Source organism: Actinokineospora iranica, from assembly GCF_900101685.1.
In the GTDB taxonomy this organism is placed as follows: Bacteria; Actinomycetota; Actinomycetes; order Mycobacteriales; family Pseudonocardiaceae; genus Actinokineospora; species Actinokineospora iranica.
The window spans coordinates 740,342-763,223 of sequence record NZ_FMZZ01000001.1 but is presented as its reverse complement, the minus strand read 5'-3'; the positions used below and the strand labels follow the sequence as shown (position 1 = coordinate 763,223).

The 22,882-nt window shown below is 69.9% G+C and carries 25 protein-coding genes; 4 read left to right on the top strand and 21 right to left on the bottom strand.

Annotated elements, in window-relative coordinates; all coding sequences use genetic code 11:
• Positions 1–232: 232 nt before the first annotated feature.
• Positions 233–2,734: a DEAD/DEAH box helicase gene (locus BLS56_RS03505; protein ID WP_091448073.1), complete on the bottom strand. Its 2,502-nt coding sequence runs from the start codon at positions 2,732–2,734 to the stop codon at positions 233–235.
• Positions 2,735–2,827: 93 nt separating this feature from the next.
• Here BLS56_RS03505 and BLS56_RS03500 point away from each other — a divergent pair, with 93 nt between their 5' ends.
• Positions 2,828–3,583, top strand: a complete 756-nt coding sequence (locus BLS56_RS03500) for a hypothetical protein (protein WP_091448071.1) — start codon at positions 2,828–2,830, stop codon at positions 3,581–3,583.
• Between the two features lie 90 nt (positions 3,584–3,673).
• On the opposite strand, the gene BLS56_RS03495 is transcribed toward BLS56_RS03500, so the two are convergent.
• Positions 3,674–3,985, bottom strand: coding sequence for an SDR family oxidoreductase (locus BLS56_RS03495; RefSeq protein ID WP_091448069.1), 312 nt, complete (start codon positions 3,983–3,985; stop codon positions 3,674–3,676).
• On the opposite strand from BLS56_RS03495, the gene BLS56_RS03490 reads away from it, so the two are divergent.
• On the top strand, positions 3,974–5,707 hold the full coding sequence (locus BLS56_RS03490; RefSeq protein WP_091448067.1) for a recombinase family protein: 1,734 nt from the start codon (positions 3,974–3,976) through the stop codon (positions 5,705–5,707). The genes BLS56_RS03495 and BLS56_RS03490 overlap by 12 nt on opposite strands.
• A gap of 70 nt (positions 5,708–5,777) precedes the next feature.
• On the opposite strand, the gene BLS56_RS03485 is transcribed toward BLS56_RS03490, so the two are convergent.
• The 7 genes from BLS56_RS03485 to BLS56_RS03460 all read right to left on the bottom strand — a co-directional run bounded on the left by BLS56_RS03485 (position 5,778) and on the right by BLS56_RS03460 (position 13,803).
• Entirely contained in the window at positions 5,778–5,966 is a 189-nt protein-coding gene (locus BLS56_RS03485; RefSeq protein ID WP_091448065.1) for a hypothetical protein, read from the bottom strand.
• An 84-nt stretch (positions 5,967–6,050) separates the two neighbouring features.
• The gene (locus BLS56_RS03480; RefSeq protein ID WP_228771312.1) at positions 6,051–6,494 is read right to left on the bottom strand and encodes a hypothetical protein; all 444 of its coding nucleotides are present in this window, start codon (positions 6,492–6,494) and stop codon (positions 6,051–6,053) included.
• A complete protein-coding gene (locus BLS56_RS03475; protein ID WP_139190495.1) occupies positions 6,491–7,474 on the bottom strand; it encodes a LysM peptidoglycan-binding domain-containing protein in 984 nt (327 codons plus the stop codon). The genes BLS56_RS03480 and BLS56_RS03475 overlap by 4 nt, the downstream gene beginning before the upstream one ends.
• Positions 7,471–7,818: a hypothetical protein gene (locus BLS56_RS30375; RefSeq protein WP_139190494.1), complete on the bottom strand. Its 348-nt coding sequence runs from the start codon at positions 7,816–7,818 to the stop codon at positions 7,471–7,473. The genes BLS56_RS03475 and BLS56_RS30375 overlap by 4 nt, the downstream gene beginning before the upstream one ends.
• 25 nt (positions 7,819–7,843) lie before the next feature.
• A complete protein-coding gene (locus tag BLS56_RS03470) occupies positions 7,844–10,081 on the bottom strand; it encodes a hypothetical protein (RefSeq protein WP_091448061.1) in 2,238 nt (745 codons plus the stop codon).
• A gap of 1 nt (position 10,082) precedes the next feature.
• Positions 10,083–10,919 carry a hypothetical protein gene (locus tag BLS56_RS03465; protein WP_091448059.1) on the bottom strand — a complete coding sequence of 279 codons (837 nt, stop codon included), beginning with the start codon at positions 10,917–10,919 and terminating at the stop codon, positions 10,083–10,085.
• Between the two features lie 22 nt (positions 10,920–10,941).
• Positions 10,942–13,803 (bottom strand): phage tail protein, encoded by a 2,862-nt coding sequence (locus BLS56_RS03460; RefSeq protein ID WP_091448058.1) that lies wholly within the window; start codon positions 13,801–13,803, stop codon positions 10,942–10,944.
• A gap of 260 nt (positions 13,804–14,063) precedes the next feature.
• Between BLS56_RS03460 and BLS56_RS32695 the strand changes: the two genes are divergently transcribed.
• Both BLS56_RS32695 and BLS56_RS31210 read left to right on the top strand, forming a co-directional pair.
• On the top strand, positions 14,064–14,195 hold the full coding sequence (locus tag BLS56_RS32695) for a hypothetical protein (protein WP_267463888.1): 132 nt from the start codon (positions 14,064–14,066) through the stop codon (positions 14,193–14,195).
• 299 nt (positions 14,196–14,494) lie between these two features.
• Positions 14,495–14,644 carry a hypothetical protein gene (locus BLS56_RS31210; RefSeq protein ID WP_175482644.1) on the top strand — a complete coding sequence of 50 codons (150 nt, stop codon included), beginning with the start codon at positions 14,495–14,497 and terminating at the stop codon, positions 14,642–14,644.
• Between the two features lie 134 nt (positions 14,645–14,778).
• Here the strand turns inward: BLS56_RS31210 and BLS56_RS03450 are convergent, their stop codons facing one another.
• The 12 genes from BLS56_RS03450 to BLS56_RS03395 form a co-directional block, all read right to left on the bottom strand.
• Positions 14,779–15,057, bottom strand: a complete 279-nt coding sequence (locus tag BLS56_RS03450) for a hypothetical protein (protein WP_091448056.1) — start codon at positions 15,055–15,057, stop codon at positions 14,779–14,781.
• Entirely contained in the window at positions 15,054–15,701 is a 648-nt protein-coding gene (locus tag BLS56_RS03445; RefSeq protein ID WP_139190493.1) for a phage tail tube protein, read from the bottom strand. The genes BLS56_RS03450 and BLS56_RS03445 overlap by 4 nt, the downstream gene beginning before the upstream one ends.
• Positions 15,702–15,724: 23 nt before the next feature.
• Complete coding sequence (locus tag BLS56_RS03440; protein WP_091448053.1) at positions 15,725–16,141, bottom strand: hypothetical protein; 417 nt, start codon at positions 16,139–16,141, stop codon at positions 15,725–15,727.
• Positions 16,138–16,443, bottom strand: coding sequence for a hypothetical protein (locus BLS56_RS03435; protein WP_139190492.1), 306 nt, complete (start codon positions 16,441–16,443; stop codon positions 16,138–16,140). Before BLS56_RS03435 ends, BLS56_RS03440 begins: the two co-directional genes overlap by 4 nt.
• Positions 16,443–16,772, bottom strand: coding sequence for a phage head completion protein (locus BLS56_RS03430; RefSeq protein ID WP_091448050.1), 330 nt, complete (start codon positions 16,770–16,772; stop codon positions 16,443–16,445). Before BLS56_RS03430 ends, BLS56_RS03435 begins: the two co-directional genes overlap by 1 nt.
• 12 nt (positions 16,773–16,784) lie before the next feature.
• Positions 16,785–17,147: a hypothetical protein gene (locus BLS56_RS03425; RefSeq protein WP_091448048.1), complete on the bottom strand. Its 363-nt coding sequence runs from the start codon at positions 17,145–17,147 to the stop codon at positions 16,785–16,787.
• Between the two features lie 45 nt (positions 17,148–17,192).
• Entirely contained in the window at positions 17,193–17,372 is a 180-nt protein-coding gene (locus BLS56_RS03420) for a hypothetical protein (RefSeq protein WP_091448047.1), read from the bottom strand.
• Between the two features lie 14 nt (positions 17,373–17,386).
• Complete coding sequence (locus BLS56_RS03415; protein WP_091448045.1) at positions 17,387–18,370, bottom strand: SU10 major capsid protein; 984 nt, start codon at positions 18,368–18,370, stop codon at positions 17,387–17,389.
• 49 nt (positions 18,371–18,419) lie between these two features.
• A complete protein-coding gene (locus tag BLS56_RS03410; protein WP_091448044.1) occupies positions 18,420–19,046 on the bottom strand; it encodes a hypothetical protein in 627 nt (208 codons plus the stop codon).
• Between the two features lie 401 nt (positions 19,047–19,447).
• Entirely contained in the window at positions 19,448–20,428 is a 981-nt protein-coding gene (locus BLS56_RS03405; RefSeq protein WP_091448042.1) for a VG15 protein, read from the bottom strand.
• Entirely contained in the window at positions 20,425–21,960 is a 1,536-nt protein-coding gene (locus tag BLS56_RS03400; protein WP_175482643.1) for a phage portal protein, read from the bottom strand. Before BLS56_RS03400 ends, BLS56_RS03405 begins: the two co-directional genes overlap by 4 nt.
• Positions 21,961–21,994: 34 nt before the next feature.
• Complete coding sequence (locus BLS56_RS03395; protein ID WP_091448040.1) at positions 21,995–22,822, bottom strand: BRO family protein; 828 nt, start codon at positions 22,820–22,822, stop codon at positions 21,995–21,997.
• Positions 22,823–22,882 lie beyond the last annotated feature (60 nt).

Genomic DNA, 22,882 nt, shown 5'->3' with positions numbered 1-22,882 from the left:
TTCTTCGGGGCCCCTACGAAGGAAGATCGCCGTGTGAAGAACGGGTGGGAAGCCTTCGGCATCACACGCGCGGAGCCAGCTTAGCGATCTTCCATCTCCCCCGAAGAAACCACTCCACCCCATCGAGCGCCTGGCAGCGTTGGGCTTCGTTGGCAGGATGGCGGGCTGCTGCTCCTATTCCTATTCCACTTTTTCCTATTCCGCTTTGTCGAGTGCCTGGTGGTTCTTGTGCTCATAGTTCGCCCACTTCGGTGATGTGGAGGACTGCTGTGCCTGCTTCGTCGGAGGCTGCCAGGTCGACCTCGGCGGTGAAGCCCCAGTCGTGGTCGCCTGCCGGGTCGTCGAATATCTGGCGGACCAGCCAGCGTTCCGGCTCTGCCTCGATGATCAGCAGCGCCGGGCCGCGGGCGTCCGGGCCGGTGCCGATCTGGCTGTGCGCCTCGAAATACGGTTCCAGGGCGTCCGCCCATGCCTCGGCGTCCCAGCCGGAGTCGGCGTCGAGGTCGCCGAGTTCGCGGTAGGCGCGGCGGGCGGCCAGCTGGACCCGGTGGAACAGCGCGTTGCGGACCAGGACGCGGAACGCGCGCGGGTTTTTGGTCACCCCAGGCGGGGTTTCGTCGAGTGGGGAGGTCAGTTCTCCGGTGTCCGGGTTGGTGAGTTTCGCCCACTCGTCCAGGAGGCTGGAGTCGACCTGGCGGACCAATTCGCCCAGCCATTCGATGAGGTCGCCGAGTTCTTCGGTTTTCGCTTCATCCGGCACTGTTTGCCGCACCGCGCGGTAGGCGTCGGCGAGGTAGCGCAGGACCAGGCCTTCCGAGCGGGCCAGTTGGTAGAACGAGATGTACTCGGTGAAGGTCATCGCGCGTTCGTACATGTCGCGCACCACCGACTTGGGGGAGAGTTGGTGGTCGCCGACCCAGGGGTGGCCGCGGCGGTAGGTCTCGAATGTCGCGCCCAGCAATTCCGCCAGCGGTTTGGGGTGGGTGACGTTTTCCAGTAGTTCCATCCGCTGGTCGTATTCGATGCCCTCGGCCTTCATCGCGGCCACGGCCTCGCCCCTGGCCTTGTGCTGCTGGGCGCTGAGGACCTGGCGCGGGTCGTCCAAAGTGGACTCCACGATCGAGAGGACGTCCAGGGGGTAGCTGGGGGACTCGCGGTCGAGCAGGTCGAGCGCGGCCAGCGCGAACGGGGACAGCGGCTGGTTGAGGGCGAAGTCGAACTGCAGGTCGACGGTCAGGCGCACGGTCCGGCCATGCTCGTCGGGCTCGTCCAGTTTCTCCACCACGCCCGCCGCCAGCAGGCCGCGGTAGATCGCGATGGCGCGCAGGATGTGCTTGCGCTGCGCGGGGCGGTCCTCATGGTTGTCGGTGAGCAGGTGGCGCATCGCGGCGAACGCGTCGCCCGGGCGGCCGATCACGTTCAGCAGCATCGAGTGGCTGACCTGGAAGCTCGACGTCAGCGGCTCCGGCTCGGCGGCGACCAGGCGCTCGAAGGTCGGCTGGCCCCAGGAGACCATGCCCTCCGGGGGCTTCTTGCGCACGATCTTGCGCCGCTTCTTCGGGTCGTCGCCGACCTTGGCCAGGGTCCGCTCGTTGTCGATGACGTGCTCGGGGGCCTGGACCAGGACCGTGCCGAGGGTGTCGAAGCCCGCCCGGCCCGCGCGCCCGGCGATCTGGTGGAACTCGCGGGCCTTGAGCAGGCGGGTCTTCACGCCGTCGTACTTCGACAGGGAGGTGAACACGACCGTGCGGATGGGCACGTTGATGCCGACGCCGAGGGTGTCGGTGCCGCAGACGATCTTCATCAGGCCTGCCTGCGCCAGCCGCTCCACCAGCCGCCGGTACTTGGGGAGCATCCCGGCGTGGTGCACCCCGATGCCGTGCCGCACCAGCCGCGACAGGGTCTTGCCGAAACCGGAGGAGAACCGGAAGTCGCCGATCAGCGCCGCGATCCGCTCCTTCTCCGCGCGGGTGCACACGTTGATGCTCATCAGCGCCTGCGCCCGCTCCAGCGCCGCGGCCTGGGTGAAGTGCACGACGTAGATGGGGGACTGGTTGGTGCTGAGCAGTTCGTCCAGCGCCTCGGTCAGCGGCGTCAGCCCGAAGGAGTAGAACAGCGGCACCGGCCGCTCCGCCGAGGTGACCACCGCCGTCGGCCTGCCGGTGCGCCGGGTCAGGTCGGTCTCGAACCGGCTGACGTCCCCCAGCGTCGCCGACATCAGAATGAACTGGGCCCTGGGCAGCTCGATGATCGGGATCTGCCACGCCCACCCGCGGTCTGGCTCGGCGTAGAAGTGGAACTCGTCCATGACGACCTGGCCGACGTCGGCGTCCGCGCCGTCGCGCAGGGCGATGTTGGCCAGGATCTCCGCGGTGCAGCAGATGATCGGGGCGGTCCCGTTGACGCTGGAGTCGCCGGTCATCATGCCGACGTTCTCCGCGCCGAAGGTCTCGATGAGCGCGAAGAACTTCTCCGAGACCAGCGCCTTGATGGGCGCGGTGTAGAAGGTTCGCTTGCCGTGCGCCAGCGCGGTGAAGTGCGCCCCGACCGCGACCATGCTCTTGCCGGAGCCGGTCGGGGTGCTGAGGATGACGTTCGACCCCGAGACGATCTCCATCAGGGCCTCCTCCTGGGCGGGGTACAGGGCCAGGCCCTGATCGCCCGCCCAGGTGGCGAAGGCGTCGAACAGGTCGTCGGGTTCGGGGGTGGCGGGCAGCCGTGCGGTGAGCGTCATGGTGGGTCGATCGTGCCAGTTCCCGGCCCACGACGGCGCGACCGGGTTGAGTGCCGCCGCGTCGGTGATCGAAAGTGGCTAAGATCACTTGTTATGTCATGGGAAGCGCTGATCATGGTCGCGACTCTCCTGGTCAGTGTCCCGCAGGGAATCGTGGCGGTCAGGCAACTCACCTCGCGGAACTCGGCCGACGCGGGTGGCAAGCCTCGTCGCGGCGTGCGCTGGGCGGTCTCCGCGGTGGTGTTCTTCGTGGTGGGCATAGCCGCGTTCGCGGCGATGAGCGCCGATTCGAATCCCCCCGCCGCCGAGTCGGGCAAGGACAAGGCGCAGCCGACCGGATCGGCCGCGCCGCCGTCGGTGTCGTCGCCGCCGAGCGCGGGCGAGTCGGCGACGACCACCCTGGACTCGCCCCGTCCGGTCGAGCCCGCGCCGGTCAAGGACGAGATAACCGTGCCGCCACCGGGCTGCGGAGCGTCGGCGGGAGTCGACGTGCACCTCGACGATCCGATTCAGGTGACCCCGGGCGAGAAGGAGAGCGCTCAGGCCGACCTCGAGTACGACGACTGCGACGGCAACATCTATCCGGGTTCGCAGGGGGCGGTCGGGTTGTTCACCGAGGGGCCGACCCCGACCCGCGACCAGTGTGAGGCCGCCGCCCGGCGCGATCCGATCGGCGACTACCGCTCGATCCACACCATGCGCACCGGCCAGGTGCTCTGTGTCATCACCGACGAGAACACCGTGGTGGCCGCGGAGATCAGGAAGCTCGGACCGCCGTTCGGGCAGGTGAGCGACAGCAAACCGCAGCCGACGATCACCCTGGCCCTCACCCGCTGGCCGAGCCAGTGACGCCGGAGCCGCCACCTGGGCGGGGTGCGGGGGCCGCACCCCGCCCAGTGGCGAAGGCGCCGAAGATGGTCGGGCTCGGGCGGTCTCCCGTCATGCCGTGGTGCGGCCGCCGTCCGCGGTCAGGATGGACCCGGTCATGAAGCTCGACCGGGGCGAGGCCAGGAACAGCACGGTCTCGGCGATCTCCGCCGTCGTCCCCGCCCGGCCCAGCGGGGTGTTCCGGCTGAGCTCGTCGAACTGCTCGCCGACCGAGGCCACCGCCTGCTCGGTGCGGATCAAACCGGGGGCCACGGAGTTGACCCGGATGCCGCTCGCGCCGAACTCCACAGCCCACGCCCTGGTGAACGCGTCGAGCGCGGCCTTGGCTGCCCTCCATCTTAGGCTGTTTGTATGCGGGAGGATCTGCTAGAGAAGCTGCGAAAGCGGTGGCCGAACTTCAGTGGCGAGGTCATCGGGATCAAGTATCTGCGGGCGTCGCAGGATGCGTTGGGGCGTGCGATCTCGGTCAGGTCGCAGGAGGACGAGGGCGACGAGTTCTTCGATGAGCACGGCATCGTCAATGGTGGAACGTTCTACGACAACAATCTTTCGGCGTCGTTGTATGCGACTCAGACCCGTCAGAACTACGAGCGGGCGCTGGAGGAGTTGAAGTCGGGTCGGGTCCATCTGTTGTGGACGTTCGACTCGTCGCGTGCTCAGCGTGATCTTGAGGTGTATGTGAAGCTGCGGCGGATCTGCATCGAGACTGGGGCTTTGTGGGCCTATGGTGGCCGGATCTACGATATGAGCGATCCGGCCGATCGGAAGGCGACGGCGCGAGACGCGGTGGAAGCCGAGGGCGCGTCGGACACGTCCTCGACGCACGTGCGTCGAGGTGTGCGGAAGCGGGCGCGGTCGGGCAAGCACGCTGGTCCCACCCCTTACGGCTACCGCCGCCAGTTCGACCCGGACACGGGGGAATCGCTGGGTCTCGTGATCGACCCGGACCATGCGAAGGTCATGCGTGAGATGGTCGATCGGGTGATGGCGTCCGAGCCGTTGACCACGATCGCCAAGGATCTGAACCGGCGAGGCGTGCCGAGTCCTCGCGGCCACTTGTGGAACGCGGATCGCGTCAACAAGATCGTCACCGAGTACGCGGTGCCGCACGAGTGGATGCGTTTTCTGGCCCGGCTCGATCCTGAGTCTGCGGAGTTGGCGGAACGCATAGCGATTCGGGTGGAGCAGGGCGAGTCGCCGACGGAGATCGGGCGCGAACTCAACCGCGAGGGAGTTCCCTGGATTCTGCCCGCGCCATGGTCCGGGTCACAGGTGCGGATGATGGTGCTGTCCGATATCGCCGCAGGTATCCGTATGCATCAGGGCAAGCCGATGATGGTCAAGGTTCCCGACGGGCAGGGCGGTTTCACGATGAAGTTGGTGGACCCGCAATGGGAACCGATCATCACGATGGACGAGCACACCGTGCTCAAGGCGCGGCTCGGCGACCCGAGCCGAAAACCCGTCCGAGACGGAAGCCGAGTCCGGCACCTGTGGGTGGGCATCGCCCGGTGCGGCATCTGTCAAAACCGGATGATCGCAGAGCGCGTCGACACCAAGGGAGCGGCAATGCGGTGCGCCACCGGGCACGTGAGGCGACCGAAGGACAAGTTGGAAGCATGGCTGACCGAGCAGGCCATGCAGCTTCTGGAACGTAAGGACGCCACCCGTATCTTCAAGATCAAGGACAGTGTGGTCCGGTCGCAGGCCGCCCAGGATGACGCCAAGGTTCTGCGCGCGGAGTTGGAGGGATGGCGTCAGGACGCTATTGCGGGAAAGGTGACTCGTGAGTCGTTCGCGACGATCGAGGCCGGTCTGATCGAGCGGATCAAGACCGCCGAAGGCAAAGCGGAGCGGGCGGCTCTACCGCCCGTGTTGGTGGACGTCGTCGGCCCCCAAGCGCGCGAGGCGTTCGCTGCACTGAGTCTGCCCCAGCAGCGGGAGGTCCTGCGAGCGATCATGAGGCCCCGTGTGTATCACCAGAAGGAAAGGGGGCGGACCGACCTGGAAACCGAGACCATCGACCCTGGCTTCCTTCATGTCCCGGCGACCGCTGGGCGGTCGGGTGAGGGCACCTCAGAGTGAGTGGAGCGGCGGACATGCTGCCCCCGGAGACATGGCCTACGGCCTGTTTCCGGGGGCAGAGGGGTGCCGGCTAGGGGCTTGGCAGGGAGCTGGTGGTCATCCTGCGGACCACGGGGGCGAAGATATCGCCGATCCGATCGAGCTGTGCGGCGGACAGCGGCGGGGTCGCCGAAACGTTGGCCGTGGCTGCGGCCAGCTCTGCCGAGGTCAGCACCGTCCGGGGATCAACGAAGCCGGTATCGGGCATCGGGTGGGGCACGTGCGGTCTCCTGAGTACGGCACTGAGGGAGCCCGCCCCCGCACCGGGGATCGGGCTCCCTCAGTGCGGTGTGCGGTAAGTGGGTCAGTCGACGTCGAAGACGGGCAGGTCGGTCGAGGCGGTGTCGCTCGCGCCGGGCGCGGCCGGGATCAAGGGGCGGCCGTGGTGGTCGCGGGGGTCTGCGGTGGGGGTGATCCTGGGTTCGGTGGTGATGACCAGGCCGAAGGTGGCGAGCAGGGTGATGACTGCGGCGATGAGTCCGGTGGTGGCGTTGCCTTGGTCGGGGGTGAACAGGCCCGCGCCGACGAGGCCCTGGGCGAGGGCGGTGAGGCCGCCGACGATGGAGGCGGTGACGCGGAGGGGATGACGGGTCACGTGGAAGATCCTTTCGGGTGGGTGGGGTGGGAGGTGGTCGAGTCGGTCGTAGAGGCGCACGAACGCGACGGCGGTTTTGATCAGGAGCCAGCCGCAGATGGTGAGCAGCAGCACCCAGGACCCGGTGGGGTCGGGTGCGGGGTCGGGTGTCATGGCAGGGTCAGCCAGTTTCCGGCGTAGATCCGGTTTGGGTCGCTGATTCCGTTGAGGCGGGCGAGGGCGGCCACGGTGGTGCCGTGTCGGGCGGCGATGCCGGAGAGGGTGTCACCGGGGCGGATCTGGTAGCGGCGGGTCTGTGGTGGCGCGGTGGGTCCGGGTAGGCGCAGGGTGGCCCCGGCGAGGATGCGGTTGGGGTCGGGGATGTGGTTGAGCGCGGCCAGGGCGGTCACGCTGGTGCCGAATTTCTGGGCGATGCCGGTGAGGGTGTCGCCGGGTTGGATGGTGTAGGTGCCGCCGGGTCCGGGCGGCGGGGCGGGGACCGGCGCGGACGGCTGCGGCCCGGGTGCCGGGGTGGTGCCGTCGAGGGTGAGCGCGGCCAACGACCAGCCGGTCATGGTGGCGTTGCGGTCGACCTTGCCGGGGATGCCGGGCATGGTGCCGGTGCTGGTGTGTTGGTGCAGGGCGAGGCGGGGGTGGGTCCAGCCGGGGTTGCCGGGGTCGCCGTTGTAGCGGGCGATCCAGAGCATCACGTCCTCATCGGCCCACTGGCCGGGGCGCAGGACGTGGGTGAACCAGTCGAGGTTGGCGTAGACCAAGACGCGGCCGATGCCGGTCGCGGCCCGCAGTCGGTCGATGAACTCCGCGGTGAAGCTGTTGGCCTGGCCGCGTAGCTCGGGGGCTTCCATGTCCAGCATCGGCGCGAGCGCCCCGGGGGTGCTCAGGAGTCGGTGGCGTTCCAGGTGGGCGGCGAAGTGCCCGACTTGGGCGGGGATGTTGCCGGGGCGAGCGAAGTGGTAACCGCCGGGGACGATCCCGGCCGAGCGTGCCCCGGCGATGTGGCCTGCCGCGTCGGGGTCCACAAAGTCGGTGTTCTCGGTGAGTTTGATGCTGGCGTAGGTGATGTTGTTGCCGCGCACGGCGTGCCAGTCGGTGACGGTGTTCCAGTGGGACAGGTCGATGCCGTAGTCGGTCACGTGGGCTCTTTCGGGATGTCCGGCGTGGCCGGGGTGGGTGGGGGTTGTGTGTGGGGTGCGAAGTGCGCGCGGAGTCCGGCGAGTTCGCGTAGGACGGTGAGGTGTTCGGCGCGTAGGGCGGAGAGTTCGGCTTTGACGGCGGCGAGTTCGGCGAGGACGTCGCGGGTGTAGGTGGCGCGTTCGGCCAGCAGTGCCTGGTATCCGGCGTGCAGGGCGGACAGGGATTGCTGGTCGGCGGCGGTGCGGGCGGCGCGCACGCCGCGTCGGGCGGTCCACGCACCGGTCACTGCCCCGGTGAGGGGGCCGAGCAGCGCGGCGGTCGCGGTGAGCCAGGAGGGGTCCACAGTGGAGTTACCCCCGGTGGTGTGGTCAGGTGGGTAGGACGCGCAGGGTCAGCGAGTCGGTCAGGCCGTCGGTGATGCTGTGGGTGCGGCGGGTGCCGATGACGGCGGCGGTGATCGGCCCGCCCAGCCCGTCCGGGTCGGCGACGGTGACGACGTCGCCGAGTTGCACGCGGGGGTCGCCGAGGACGGGGATCTCGGCGAGGACGGCGACCGGGTCGGCCAGGTCGGCCAGGAGGGAGGCGGCGACTGTGGTGGTGGGGTCGGGGTGCTGGTGGAACGGGGTGGCGGGCAGTTCCAGGGCGCGGCGGCCGTAGCGGGCCGCGGATGCCTGGTCGCGGGTGATGGTGGTGTGGGTGGGGTCGTCGGTGACCGGGTTCCCGGCGATGCGGAAGGCGGGTTGGTCGTCGGTGGCGAAGCGGACGGTGAACTGGTTCGGGTTGGACACCACCAACCGCGCGGTGGCCTGGTCGTCGTTCGCGGTCAGGGTGACGGTCACGTTGCCGACCTCTGCCCCGGTGGCCGGGTTGACGCAGACGTAGCCGCCGAGAACGTCGCCGTCCCATGTGCTGCGGCTGTGCCGCAGCACGGTGGTGTTGATGCGGCAGCGGTGGTCGAGCACGAGGGTGCGGGTGGTGGTGCCGAACGGGGTGTCGAGTTCGTCCGGGGTCCTGGCTGTGTAGACGGTCGCGGTGTCGCGTTCCAGGCGGAGGGCGCAGGCGTGGGTGATCTCGTTGCGCACCGAGTCCAGCGCGATCGACGGCGTCAGGTCACCGAGGTCGACGGCGGCGGTGATGGACTTGACCGGCGCGGGCCTGGGCCGGGTACGGGTGCGGAAGGTGAACCGGCCGTGCTCGTCGAACGCGGCGAGCCCGTATTCGGCGGCGACGGTCTGCTTGATCAGCGACCACGAGTCGCCGCCGACGATCTCGGGGAGCCCGGTGACCCAGTTCAGCCCGACGTCCAGGTCTGCCTGCGGGACGTGCGGTGCGCCCCAACCCGCAGGGATGGTGGTGGTTTCGGCGAGTTGGAGGCATTGCACCGGCAGCGGCGTGCGGAACTGCACGTTCCCACGTGCGGCGGTGACCTGGTGGAGCAGCTCCAACGCCAGCGTCACCGGGCCGGTCTGGGTGCCGTCGAGGTGCCAGCGGGTGGTGACGGTCCGGGTGGCGTGGTCATAAGAGATCCAGAGCCCGACCGAGTGCCACGCGGCCTGCCCGGTGATCCTTGGGCCGGTGATGGTGGCGCGCAGGACGGGGGTGGTGGTCGGGTTGTCCCAGATCCGCGCCTGAAGCTGCCCGTCGCTGGTGATGGCGGCGTCGATGGTGGTGCCGTCGAGTTTGACCAGGCTGGTGGACACTGACAGCACCGTGCCGTCCGCGTTCGGGTGGAGGGTGTTGGCGGCCCCGGCGTGAATGTGGAACTCGATCAGGTGCGCCCGCCCACTGCCAAGCGCGAACGGTTTCCCCATAGTGCGTCCGCTGCCCCAGGCGAAGCAGTCCTGCCCGCCGTTGGCGGCCAATCCGTATGCGCCGGGGACGAACTCGGGCACCGACGCACTGGTCTTGCGGCCGATGATCAGGGAGGCGTCGAACCCGATGTCGGGGGCCAGGCCGCCGTGGCAGGTCATCGCCCACAACACCCCCGGCCGGGGTGGTGGGGACAGGTGAATCCCGTTGCGCCGCAATACATGGTCGATGATCCATTGGGTGTTGGTGCGGTCGCGGTAGGGCCAGATCGCCGGGTTGCGGTAGGTGCGCTCGGACGCGGCCCACACCGGCAGGGTGACCGCGGCCCGCAGGCGTTCGGCCGGGTCGAGGGCGTCGATGGTGACCGTGCGGTCGGCGGCCGAGGGGTGCAGGGCGCGGGTGGTGCCGGTGAACTGCCGTACCAGCCGCCGCCCGGCCGTGGTCACCAACCCCAACTCCAGATACAGCGGAACGTCGACAACGGACACGCCGCGCAGTGGGCTGTCCGGGCGGTAGGGGGACAGCATCCGGGCCATGTCGAGGGGGTCGTCGGGGCGTGCTCCGGCGAGGGTGGCGGTCAGGGTGGCGGCGGTGTGGCCCTCGATCAGCGTGCACTCGGCGGGGAGGTCCCCGGTGATCGACCGTTCCACGGTCACCGCCTCCAGCACCGACGAGAGGTCTGACAGCGGGTGCGAGTACTGGCCGTCACGCGCCCAGTCGGCCGCAAGTCGCGCCACGGGGGTGCGGTCGGGGAAGGTGACCGCGGCTGCCAGGGCGCGGTCGTCGGCGTACTGCATGTCAGACCTCCAGAAGAGTGAGAGTGGTCGCCCGCGCACCGGGCACCGGATACGCGGCGGACAGGGCGTCGGGAACCACGTGGGCCGCGCCGCCACCCGGCGCCCACCCGCCCGGGGTGAGGCCGGGTTCGAGTTGCCACCCGGTGGTGGCCACCCGCCCGCCGCTGGTGGACGAGTCGGCGGTCAGGGCCAGGCGGGCGAGGGCTGCCGGGGCGGTGGGGGTGTGGGTCAGCCACAGCCGCGCCCCGGTCTCCGGGGTGGTAGCTGGAGAAGGGGAGGTGGCGAACGAGACGAACGCCCCGGCGGCGTCGTACAGGGCCACGAGCAGCCCCACCGGCAGGACGGTCGAGGTCACCCACACGGACATGCACACCGGTTCACCCGGGAGCACTGGACACGGGTCGGCGATGAGCTGGCCGCCCCCAGCCGGGACCGACCAGTCCAACCCGCCCGCCAACGGCACATCCGGCACCGGAACCTCGGTGGTCCAGGCGAGGGTGCCCGCGCTCGGGAAGAACCCGGTGGTGGTGTGCTGGAACGACCCACTTGCGGCGATGTGCGGGGGCAGGCGGTTGCGGCGCTCGGGATCGACCAGCCACAACGGACCCGCCACCAACCCGTGGTGCAGCGCGTCCAGGTAGGCGTGGGTGTCGGGGTCGAGGTAGGGCCAGGTCAGCGACCAGGTGCGCTTGACCGCGACCCTGTCCACGGTGACCCGCCCGTCGAGTGAGCGGTGGATCGCGCCGTGGCGGGTCGCGGTCGCGTCCGGGCCGCTGCCGAGCGAGGGGGACGGCAGCGGACGCAGCGCCCCGACCGGCCCCAGGTGGAACTGATGCACGCTGCATCACCCCGGGGGCGGGTCAGCGTCGGGCGTTGGCCGCGTTGGTGGAGTTGACCAGCCGCGCGACCCCGGCACCGTCCACACGCAGGCGCGCGCCGTCGAGCGCGGCCAGGACCCCGGCGGTCACGGCGGCCGAGACTTCCCACGCCCCCAACCCGCCGACACCCGACGTGGCGGGGGCGGTGGGGCCGAGTGCGGGCACCCGCCGGACACCCACACCGACCGTGCCGGTGGTGGTGTCGAGGTCCAGGGGCAGGGTGTCGGTCAGGTCGGAGAGGTAGTCCCGCACGTCCGGGGTGCCGTCCTCCAGGCCGCGCAGGAACCCGCCCATGATCATGCGCCCCGTGGGGGCGAGCAGGACCCGGTCACGGGCGGGCGGCCCCTTCCAGTCGGGCAGTAGATCGGTCAGCGACTTGAGCTTGTCCTTGATCCACTGCCAGGCCGCGTCGATGCCCCGGATCAGGCCGCGGATGATGTTCTTCCCGGCCTCGACCAGCAGTTCGCCCAGGTTGCCGAGTGCCCCGAGGATGCGGCTCGGGAGGTCCACGAACAGCCGCAGCAGCAGGTTGAGGCCGCCGGAGACCGCGCCGCGGATCATGTCCCAGATCCCGCCGAGCATGTTCCGCAACCCCGACCAGGCCCGGTCCCAGTTCCCGGTGATCAACCCCATGGCCAGGTCGATGACGCCGCCGATGTAGCGCATGGCCCCGGCGATGATCGACCCGATCGTGGTGAACACCCGCTCGACCACGCCCAACAACGCCTGGATGATCGGCATGAGGACCCGGGCAAGGACCTCGATCAGCGGGGCGATGGCGGAGACGACGGTGGCGAAGGTCCGGGCGACCTGCACCAGGACCGGCACCAACGCCACCACCAGCGCGGTCAGCGGCGGCAGCAACTCCCCGACGAGGGAGAGCAGCGGCGGCACGATCGGCAGCAGCGCGGTGACCACGGTGAAGAACGCCTCCGCCAACGGCGGCAGGATCGGCGCGAGCGCTGTCACCGCCATCACGAGGACTTCGCCGAGCAACTGTCCTATCTGGACCAAAGTCGGTGTCGCCGTGGCCAGGGCATTGGAGAAGACTCCGGCCAGTTGCTCGATGAGTGCCACGATCACCGGCAGCACCGGCTGCACCGCGCGCAGCGCGACCAGCAGCACTTGGGCGAACACCCCGGCCAACTGCCCCAGCACCGGCAACACCGCGCCCAGGGCCTGGAGGAACGCCCCGCCGAACGCCGCGATGATCGGGGTCAGTTCCACCAGGAACCGCGCGAGCATCGGCGCGGTCTCGGCGAGCGCGCCCGCGAGCAGCGTCCCGAGTGCCACCACCAGCGGCGCGAGCGCTTGGGCCAGGCCGAGCACGGCCGGGGCCAGGGCGGTGATCGCCTGCCCGACCGCCCCACCCAACAGCCCGGCCACCACGGCCAGGGCCGGGGCCAGCGCCGCGACGATCGGGGCGAGGGCTTGGGCGGCGGGGACGAGCATCTGCGCGAACGCCAACGCCACGATCCCCGCCAGCGGCGCCAACGCCCCCAGCACTTGTGCCAGGGGGCCGATCGCCGGGGCGAGCGCGGCCAGCGCGGTGCCGAGTTGCGGGCCGAGGACCGCCACGGCCGGGGCCAACGAGGTGACCACGGCTTGGCCGAGGGCGGTCAGGACCGGGGCGAGCCCGGCGGCGATCGCGGCGATACCGCCGAAAATCTGCGCCAGCGCGGTCTGGCCCTCCGCTGAGCGCAGGAACCCCAGAACGGCCGCGGTGACCGCGTTCAGCGTCGCCAGCAGCGACGCACCGGAGGTGTTCGCCGCGCGACCGACCGCGCCGACGATCCCGACCAGATTCCCCAGCAACGTGGCCAGCTCGCCCAGGGTGGACAACCCGGCGCTGAGCCACTGCTGAAGCTGCCCGGTCTGCCGCGCTTGGGCGATGAACGCCGAGAACTGCCGGGTGCTGTCGGCGAACGCTTCGGCGAACCCCGGCAGGAAATCCGAGCCGACCACCGCGACGTCCCGCAGCACCCGCAACAGCGGCTGCACCGCGTTCGACAACTCACCAGCGGCAACCGCGGAGTTGTCGAAGATCGTGGCGACGTCGCGGGCGGTGCGGGCCTCCCGCAGAAACAACCCGACCCCGCGCGCGCTCGCGTTGAGCGAGTCCGCGATCTCCGTGGTCCCGGTCCGCAGGACCGGCATGTACCGGGCACCCAGCGCGGTGACCTCGCGCCCCAGGTTGGCGAACAGCCGCTCCTGGACGTCGAGCTGGAGCGCGGTGAACTCCGGGCGCAACGCCCGCACCGCCTCCGCCGTCCCCCGCATCGCCGGGGCGAACTTGCCCACCGCCTCGGCGAACTTCGCCGGGTCCGTCTCCGTCAGGGCGTCGGTGAAACCCTCCGTGCCCAGCTTCAGGGTCTGCAACACCGCGACCGCCGCGAGCCCGGCCGCCGGAATCAGCAGCAGCGACCCCGACGCAGTCGCCGCCGCACCACCCAACCCACCGAGCACGCCCACGGCGTTGCCCACGGCGGCGGTGAGCGCGGCGTACCGCAGGACGGCCGCCCCGGTGACCGCCGTCGCCCGCACCGTCGAAGCGGTGACCTGATCCAGCCCCCGCGACAACGACACAGTGCCGCGCACCGCCGCACCCAGGGTGCGGTCCACCGCCACCCGGACAGTGACCTGCTCACCCGAAAGCCGCCGAACCAGCGCCTGAAAACTGGTTTCGGCCTGCGCGGCGTCCAGCTCAGCGAGCAGTCGGACAGCGGTCTGGTCACCTTCACGGGCAGCGACGCGAAGCTGCTCGCGCAGCAGGGCGGTCTGCACCTGCGCGGTGAGACTGATCGCCGGAGCACCCGACTCCGCAGTGCGGATCTGATCCCGCACATGACGACCCAAACCCTGCAACGAGGGAATGATCGTGAGATACGCATGACCGACCGTCGCCACGAGGCACCACGCCCCTGGCCTCGATCACGCAGCGGTCAGCCCAGAGAGTCTAGTAAAAATTACGGAGAAGGTACGCAGAAGTACGCGCCGATCTCTTCGATTCGGAGCGGAATCAGGGCTTCAACGCCGGATTCCGGGGGTAGCCACGCTAGTCTTGACCAACCTGATCACCCGAGAACCGGAGGGAGGTGGAAAAGGTGAAAGGCGGACACGGATGCTGCCCTGAGTGCCACCGCACGATCCGCAGGATCAGCGTGGGGCTCACCGTCGCCCTCGGCGCTGCCCTCGCGCACTGGGGCACGCTGCTGGGCCAGGTAATCAACGTCTAACCCAGCAGCGTGCTGTACCAACTCGACGGCCGGACTTGGAGCGTTGCCGCGCTCCGGTCCGGCCGTCGTTGCTGACACGACGGATACTCAAACCGTGTAGCTACACAACAGCCTACCAAGGTTGACTAGGTGCAGGGTTGACCGCAGTCGCCCTATGCTGATGCCCGACATGGGCATTTGGAATAGTTGACGCGGTGCGGTCAACCATTACGCATCATGAGAGCGATCTCCCGCAATGACTGAATCTCGGTTTCCACCTCCCTGTCATCGGTGGTCCCGAGATCCAACGGCCCGGCCAAGTGCTCGTCGGCGATTTGCTGGCCGAGGGCGGCGGCGACGGTGGCCCACAGGATCGTGATCCGGCGTTCGAGTGCGGCCAGGAGGATTTCGACGCGGGTGTGTCCGCCGTCGGGGTGGTGTGCGCGCCAGACGGCGGCGTCGGCGGGTAGGTGGGTGACGAGTGCGCAGAGTCGTCGGTAGGTGAGGTGTCCGCGGTAGAGGTCGAGCAGGTCGACGCCTCTGGCGAGTAGGTCGGTTTCGAGGGCGTCGGCGGTGGTGGTGTCGCCCAGGAGTTGGGCGACGGTCAGCGGTTTCCCCGCCCCAGCTCCTTCATGACCTTGGTGGAGAAGTCCTCTGCGTCGGCTGCGGTGGTGGCCAGTGAGCGCCAGGTGCTGTACTGGGTGTCGCCGAGGATGATGCGCAGGGCGGTGAGGTGTTTGCCGTCCTCTTCGGCTTCGAGGGCTTCCAGCGGGAACTCTTCGGCGCGCGGGAGCGTGAATCGCTTGCCGCGCCACATCACGGCGAGATCGGAACTCTTGGTGTCGGGTTTGCCGGTGGCTTCGGCGCGTTGGCGACTGCTCATGCGGATGCTCCTGTCCTGCTGGTGTTCCCGGACGCAGCCGGGGCGGGGGTGGTGGTTGTGGTGTCGATGACGGCGGGGTCGTCGGTGAGCCAGGCCGCGAGGACGGTGGACCCGCCCACGGGGGCGAGGGCGACGAAGGTCATGCCCCAGCGGGCTTCCTGCTGGCCGGACCATTGGGCATCGTCGGTTTCGGAGACGTCGGCGCGGGGGATGAACAGTCGGTGGTGGTAGATCTCGGTGGCGCTGATCCGGTCGATCCAGTCCACGCACAGCGCCCGCACGTCGTCCTTGGGGATGCTGGAGATCTCGGCGCGGTACTTCTTGGACCCGGCGGCGGTCTCGGTGAAGGTGAGCCCGCCGAAGTACGCGTCCAGGACGGCGGCTTTGGTCTCCTGGAACGCCGATTTCACTGTCAGCTCTTGGGATTTGTATATGAAGCGGGCGGGGGTGATCTGCTGCCAGTGCTCGGTGCCTTCCTTCTCCACCTTCCGCGCCAAAGTCACCCCATCCCGTGTGGACAGTCCAAGTCCCCTCCACGCGGCGGACAGTGGTGTGGCGGCGTCCGGTGGTTCGGGGGTGCCGGGTGGGGCGAGGGAGATTTCCCCGGTGCCGGGGACGCGCACCAGCGCCGAGTTCAGTGCCATGAAAGGTGACCTCCGGATCAGGATCAGGTGGTGGGGGTGCGCGCGTGGACGGCGATGGCAGCGGTGGCCAGCGGCGCGCGGGTGTAGGGGTCGTCCCCGGTCAGTGGGGCGGAGACGGGTTCGGTGTGCAGCAGCGGGGCCGGGGCGGGACGGGCGCACAGCAGGCCCATCACGTGGTTGAGGGTGGCTTTGGCGGCGTGGTCGGTGCGGTGCCAGCAGGTCAACCGGACCACGCTGCGCTGTAGGGCGGGCCAGGCCCAGGTGTGGGTGTCCTCGGTGATGAGCAGCCACGGCAGCGACGGCGGCCCACCATCGTGGCCCCGGCCGGTCTCGGTCGAGACCTTGATCGTCACCGTGTCGGGGTGCTCGGCCAGCAGGCGGCGCAGGACCCGCACCACCAGTTCGACCACGTCCACCGGCACCGGAACAGGGCCGGTCACTCGCGTAGGCCCTCCACGTCTAGGCCGACCGTTCCGGCGGCGCGTCGCAGGACGCCGTGGTGGGCTTCCATGCCGACCCCGGCCGGGTGGCGCACCGCGACCGTGGTTCCGGCGCGGTCCTGGCGGGGGTCGTCGAACACCTCGATCGGTAGCGGTTCGCCGCTGGTGACTGTGTGGCCTTGGGCGCGGGCGGCGGCGCCCACCTGCTCGCCGAGCGCGCGCACGGCGGCGGCCAACTCCGGAGAGCGCAGGATCTCGGCGACCCCGGCCCGGTCGATCTCGAACCCCTCCACAGCAGCCATCAGCCCTCCACGTGTCGCAGAGTCAGTTCGTGGTGGGCGCGGCCGAACCGCGGTGCCCACACATCCGGTTCGCCGTCGACCTCGAACACCCGGCCCCGCCACTGCACCCGCTCCCGCGCGCCGATCGGGTCGAAGGTGAACACCCGCCACCGAGTGACCACCGGAGTGCGGGCGGGCGCGGCGGGCTCGCTGGACCCGACCGGTTGGACGTTGGCCCACACCACACGGCGAGGCGCGGTCGGGCCGTAGTCCAGCCGGGGTGTCGGGTTGCCGTAGTCGTCGGGAACCTCGACCGGGGTGATCACGGTCAATTCGTGCGGGAACTGCATCGCGCACCCCCTCTACGCGGTCCAGATGGAGAACGCCCCGACCCCGCCCGGTGCGGCCGGGCGGAGCAGGTCCAGTTCGTCATCGGTCAGGTAGAGCCCGCCGCCCTCGTGCGCGGCCACGCGGGTGTGCCCGCCGACGGTCTCGGACTTGTTCCCGTCCGGCGGCGCGGCCAACGCCCGGATCACCGCCGTGCAGATCACCCCGACCGCGGTCTCCGGCGGCGGGTCCGGAAACGGGACCACCCGGGCGCGGGCCAGGGCGGAGGCGTCGGCGATGAGCACGGCGGCGCGGGCTTGCTGCGCCTGGGTCAGTTCCACGTCGGTGCGGGATTGGACGTCGACGACGGTGGCCAGTGGTGGGAGAGGGACGGTCACGGGCCGCCCCTCTCCCACGAGTCGGCCGGGGTGACGCTGGGTCGGTCAGGTGGTGGTGGGGTCTTTGGGTGGGCGGCCTCCGCTGGCGCGGACACCGAGGGATGGGGGCAGGGCGCGCAGGGCTTCGATGGCGGCCTTGTCGGTGACTTCGGCCTCGCCGTGGTGGAAGACGACACCGAGGTCGTGGACGACGAGTTCGGGGTGGACGGTGCTGGTGAACTTCACGGTCGCGGGTCTCCTTACTCGGCGGCCGTGGTGAGGCCGGTGATCTTGCCGTGGGCGATCTCCGGGCCGTACTCCAGGCCGATCTCGCCGTAGATCTGGGCGCGGTCGATCGCGCCGGTCTTGGCCAGTGGTTCGGAGAACAGGAATCCCTTGCCGGGGGTCTCCAGGAGCACGGGGGCGCACTGGTCGAGGCTCACGACCTGGACGGTGTCGGCGGGCATGAATCGGCTGGGCATCACGTTCAGGGAGCCGAAATCGGTCTCGATCGTGGAGACCGCGACGCCGCCGACGTTGCGGGACTGCTCCTGGTAGTTCTTCTTGGTCACGAACTCGGTGGTGAGCATCCGCTTCTGCCATGCCCCGCACATCAACGTGGCGGTCTCCGAGATCTGGATGCCGCCGTTCTCCCACACTTTCTGGAGCAGGTCGAGGACCACCTTCTCCGTGAGCGGCGCGGGTGTGGCGTTGGTGATCACGTTGGTGGTCGTCGCGGCGAGGATGCCCCGGGTCTTGCGTGCGGTGCTGTTGGTGGAGGGTTCCTGGAAGGTTCCGGTGAGGAACGAGATCTCCACGTCGCGGCTGATCTGGATCAGCGCTTGGCGGGTCTGCCAGTCCATCTCGTTGTCCACGGCGTTCGCGCCGCCGATCGCGGCGGCGTTCGGATTCGCCGATCCGGTGCCCGCGAACATGGTCTGCGCGGCTTGGCGGGAGTAGGTGACGCCCACGGTTTCCTGGTGGATCTCCAGTACGTTGCGCTCCTGTCCGCGCACTCGGGTTTCGGCGGCGGGGGCGTCGGCCCCTTCGACTCGCTGCCGGTTCGGGTCGGGGGCGCGCAGGTCGTAGACCGACCAGGTGTGCACCACCCCGTTGGCGCGTTTGCCGCCGGTCAAGCCGCCGATGGCGGACAGGAACGGGGTGTCGGGTCGGGTGAGGGCGAACAGTTCCCCGACGAAGTTCGGGGCGTTGTAGGTGTTGGCGATAGCGGCCACACCAGGCATAAGGGGTTTCTCCTTTCAGTGCAAGGGGGTTCCGGCGTGGCCGCCGGTGCTAGTTCGCCTTTGGCATCTGCGCGAGGCGCTGGTTCTTCAAGGCGATGGCCGCAGCCCAGTCGCCCGCCTTCTCGGCTGCGGTGATCTGTGCGTCGAGCCCGGCCGGGCCGTTCTGCCGCGCCCCCTGCGAGGGGTCGGGCGCGGGGCGGCGTGCGCCGTCCTGACGGGCAAGATGCGGACGGCGGGCCAACTCCGCCGCGAGGTCGGCGGCGATGGCGGCGGTGTCGATCTCCCCGGACTCGCTGACGTAGCGGTCGCGGTCGTCCAGGTACCGGGGGGCGTCGGTGGGGTCGGCCCACCCGGTCGCGGCGGCGCGGATCTCCGCGTCCACGGCGCGGCGCCGCAACGCGGCCACCTGGTTCTCGGCCGCGCTCGCCCGCGCGGCGGCCTTCTCCGCTTCGGACTGCTGCGCGGCCTCGATCTCATCGAGGCGCTTGGCCTTCGCCCTGGCCTCGCGGGCGGCCTTCTCAGCGGTGGTGATCTTGTTTCGGGCGGCCTCGTAGAGCGCCTTGTAGTCCGGCTCGCTGCCCGCGCCCGCAGGCGCGGGCAGCGGGGCGGTGCCGCCCTCGGGCGAAGCGGGCTCGACAGGCGCGGCAGAAGTGGGGTCGGGTGGAGTATCGGACACGATCGGGTGGTCTCCTTTCCGGAGTGTCGGAATGGGCGGCACGCGGCCATGTGATTTGGCCGAAGGGCCGGCACAATGGTCGGCATGATTCGCCCCCGCCGCGCGCACGCGGTAGCCGTGCTGCTCGCGCTGACAGGCGGGGCGCAGGTGCTAGCCGGAATCGACTGGCCGCCGACTCCATGGCAAATCACCTGGTTGACCTGCACGGCACTGGCCGCAGGTGCGGCCGGGTGGCCAGTCGATCCTTCCCCGGCGAACAAAAAAAACGGTCGTTCTGATACGTATCTCCGTAGATACGTATGTACGTACCAACCGTCGGCGCGGCATCTTTCGCGCTTTCAAAAAAAGCCTTTTTCCGCGTAACGTTACGAAGTAAGCGTTACTGCGGGCCGCATTAGTGATCAGCCGGTGAGGTAGCCGTAGCGGCGAAGCTGGGCGACCAGCTCGGTCCGATCGTCGGCGCTGTTGACAATCTGGGCGGCGGTGGGGCGCGCGGTGCCGCTGGCCCGGTAGCGGCGGCCCTGCTGCTTGGCAACGTCGCCGAGTTCGCGGCCGACGCCGCGCAGGGTGGTGGCTTCCCGGGTGAGTTCGCGTCCTCCGGCGACGTAGACGGCCCCGGCGCGGCGGGCGTTGACCACGCGGGCCATGTCGGCTCCGGCGCGGATGGCTGCGGCGTCGCCTGTGCCGAATGCTTTGTCTTGTTGTGCGGTGCTCATGCGGGCGAACAGGGCGTCGGGGTGGTTGTGGGGGTTCTCGGTCTCCCACTGCTCGTGGGTGACCGGGCGCATTCCGCAGTCGCAGCGGGGGTGTCGGAGGAATCCTTCGCTGTAGCGGTAGAGGCGTCCGGCGAGGATCACGCAGCGCCCGCAGGCCGGGAGTCGGACGATGCGTTCGTATCCGGCCACCTGCGGTTCGGCGATCATCGCTGTCTGCACCGCGATCCGCCCCGCGTCACCGACCTCGGTGGACACGTAGGTCAACAGCCGCGCCAAGCCCAGGGCGCGGGCCTCGCTCGGGGCCATGCCCAACCCGAGTGCCCGGTGCAGGTAGGCAAGCACGTAGTCCAGCAGGGCGCGCAGGGGCAGGCCGTTGGAGGCGAACCCCGCGAACGCCCCGGCCACCACCCGCCCGAGCGGGGCGGAGACCGCCCCGGCCGCGAGCAGCGCGGCGGCGACGTAGGGCGCCGCGGACGCGGCGGCGGTGATCTGGGCTTCCTCGGCTGCGATCACCGCCCTGGGGCGGACCTCGGTCTCCCACGACCCGACCAGATCCCTCGGGTTCAGGTGGGACCAGGCGTCTTGTGCTCCCTGGACGGCGTGGCGCACCGCGTACTGCTGGGACGAGTAGACCTCGGCTTCATGGGCGGCGGTCGGGGCGGTCACCGCGCACCCCCGGCCGCGAGGAACACCGGGGCCTGCGGGCGGCCCGGAGCGGGAACCCGGGCCGCGGGCTCGTCCGCCTGCGACTGCGCCTGCGCCTGGTCCTCGTCCGACTCGGGTTGTGGGTCGGGTTTGGGGCCGTACTCGGCGGCCTGGTCGCCGCCGACGACGCGGGCGTAAGCCTGCTGGTCCTCGGCCTCCATGTCCCGAATCTGCGCGTCGGAGTAGCCCAGTGCCCGCCGCGATGCCCGACGTGGCAGTAGTTTGTCGGCGGCGTAGAGCTTGGTGACGGCGTCGGCTTGGGCGGCGAATGTCGGGGTGGCGGCGTCGATCCACTGGCATTCCATGCGCAGCGCCTCCGGGGGGATACGGCCGTCGCGCACGAGCAGGACCAGGCGCATGACCTGTTCCCACCCGTCCCCGAAGGAGCGTTGGCGGCGTTCGGCGCGTTTGATGTGGCGGCCCTCCGATGAGCGGATGCCGTCTGCCGACGCCGGGTTTTCCGTGCTGTAGCCGAGGAAGTGCGGCGGCAGCCCGGACAGCGACGAGGTCAGCCGGGCCAGCGCGTTGAGCGTGTTGTGGAAGTTGCTCAGGTCGGCTTCGGGGAACTGCCCGACCGCGACACCGTCGTCCTTGGGGCTCTTGGGACTGGCCCAGAGGACCCCGGCCACCGCCTGCCACGGGGTGAGCGGCTTGCCTTGCGCGTCCACGAAATCGGACTGCTCGAACCCGAGGGCGTAGCGGCGGGGCATCGCGTGGAACTCCGCGGACACCATCATGTCTGTCGCGATCTTGCACGCCGCGTCCGACAGCGGAATCACCGACGCCAGCTCCGAGCGCCCGAGTGTGGCGGGTTTGGTGCGGCGGCGGCGTGTGCGGGGGCGGTTGATCAGCGGCACCACCGGGACCTCGCCCATGCCGTGGGCGTCGCGCCGATCCTCGACCCAGGCGGCCCCGCCGTCCTGCGAGGTGTACCAAATCGTCTCGTTGGGCAGGTACAGGGTGGCGTGGGTGGCGACCTGGCTGGAGGTGCCCGGGGCGGCCTCGTCGTCGTACCAGCGTTTGAGCGCGGCCCTCACCTTGCGGGTGCGCGGGTCGATCTCGGCGTGGACTTCCAGCGGCGATTCCACGGTGACCAGCGGGGTGGACCCGTCGGCCTCGTTGGTGCCGACGATCGCGAACGCCCGCCCCATCACCAGCGCGTCGATGTGCGCCTGCTGCGATGCCAGGTCCAGGCGGTTGGCCTTCCAGATCCGCCACAGGTCGCGGTCGGCGGCGTCCCGGCCGCCGAGGCGGAACCCGGTGACGTCCAGGCGCTCGTCCAGGCTGTCGGCGATGAGTTCGGGCCAGTTCACCACGACCTGGCGGACGCGGCCGTCGAGGCGGCGCAGCAGCTCGGGGTGCATGTAGGACAGGGGTTGCTCGCCCTCGTAGTAGGCGTCGAGCAACTCCAGCTCGGGAATCTGCGCGTCGTGTTGGGACGACAGCCGTTGCAACCAGGTGGTCTCGGGCAGGGTGAGAGCGGGCAGCGCCATGGCGGCCCCCTGGTCGACGTCGGTCCGGCCCGGGTCACCACAGGGGCCGGGCCGGTTCGGGTGTCGTGGTGTCGGTGGCCGTGGCCGTGGCCGTGGCCGTGGCCGTGGCGAGGATGCGGCGGATCATGTCCACCCCGGACGGGCGCACGCGCATGGTGTAGGACATGCGGTCGCCGTAAGCGTGTGGGCGGGTGTGCCCGATGACCCGGAAGTGGTGGGCGTGGCGCTGGTAGGGGCGGTTGTCCTGGCGTTGCAGAATCCCGGCCTGTCGCAGCCGGGCGAACAGGGTCGTGCGGCCGACGCCGAGCATGTTCGCCACCGCGCCCATCGCCACCGTCCCGTGGGCGTCGAGGTAGGCGTCGAACGCCTCGACTTTGGGTTCGGCCTCGGCCAACTGCGAGCGGGCGGCGTCGAGCTGGCGGGCTTGCGCGGCTGCCAGCTCCAGCGCTTCGGGCAGTGTGGTGGGCACGGCCAGGCCGTAGCCGCCGGTGCGGCGGATCTCGGGCAGCACCTCGGCGGTGACCCACCGCTTGAACGCCCGCGCCTCCGGGCGGCTGCTGCGCAGGATCAACGAGTACAGCCCGGACTCGTTGACCAAGGCCAAGGTGGTGCGCAGGTTGCCCACGCCCGAGAGCTGCAAAAGCGAGTACTCGGGCTGACCTGGGGAAACAGTGTCGCTGGAGAGGATGAGGTAGTCCTCGGGGTCCACGTGGCGCATCGCGTTCGAGGTCCGGGTGTAGCCCAGCACCTCAGCCACGTCGGCGGCGACGAACCACGGGTCTCCGTCACGGACGACCGCGCGCACCGGCCGTTCGCCGAAGGTGAAGGTGCGCTCGGGCAGGACGATCGTGGACGTGCTCATACCTTGTGTTCTCCTGGTTCTCACGTGATCCCGGGAGCGGCATGACCGCGTCCCTGGGGT